The 801-nt window shown below is 46.8% G+C and carries 1 protein-coding gene; it reads right to left on the reverse strand.

The window, feature by feature from the left end; genetic code table 11:
- Positions 1 to 801, reverse strand: an 801-nt coding sequence (locus tag R7Z49_RS24315; protein ID WP_318112268.1) for a peptidylprolyl isomerase, incomplete at both ends; no start/stop codon positions are given.

Consider the following 801-nt stretch of genomic DNA (forward strand, 5'->3'; position numbering starts at 1 on the left):
GTATTGTGAGGCCAATTGAGCAAAGGTCGCTTCGCCAGCTTTGATGCGACGAATGAATTCATTTAACTGCTTTTTAGCGCCTTCATCACTAAGAATCACGGTTGGTTTGATCAGAATATGGCGAGCGTTAACTTCCGTCACCGCAACGGTTTCTAGACCCTTCACATCTTCAATTTTTAGGATGTGGAAACCAACGCCACTACGGAATGGGCCAATGATACTGCCTTTGTTCTGCATCTTGATTTGATCAGCAAAGATGGTTGGCATTTCTTCTTTACGCATCCAACCCCAATCACCACCTTGGAGTGCTTTCGGACCTTTAGAGTAGGTGTAAGCCATTTCGGTGAAGTCTGCGCCGTCGTTCAATTTTTTAACCAGGGCTTTCGCTTGTGCTTCTACTTCTGATTTATCTTGACCGTCGGTGAAACGCAGTTGGATATGACCGATTTTGTATTGCACGGTTGCGTTGGTTTCTTTCGCTAGCTGGTCTGCAAGGCTATCAACTTCTGCTGGAAGGATATTGATTCGGCGACGAACTAGCGCATTACGAGCTTCTGACGCTGCAATTTCTTTACGGATTTGCTCGCGGAACTCTGGGTAGCTTAGGCCTTCTGCTTGCACTGATGCTGCCAGTTCTTCCACGCTTTGGTTATTGTTGCGTGCGATTTCTGCGATGGCTTGGTTTAGACGGTTATCGTCGATACGTACACCAATACGGTCAGCTTCTTGGCCTTGCAGCGTATCGATGATCAGTTTTTCTACCACTTGCTCTTTGAGCACGCTTGCCGAAGGTAGACTTTT

The organism is Vibrio sp. 1562 (genome assembly GCF_033340155.1).
Taxonomy (GTDB): domain Bacteria; phylum Pseudomonadota; class Gammaproteobacteria; order Enterobacterales; family Vibrionaceae; genus Vibrio; species Vibrio alginolyticus.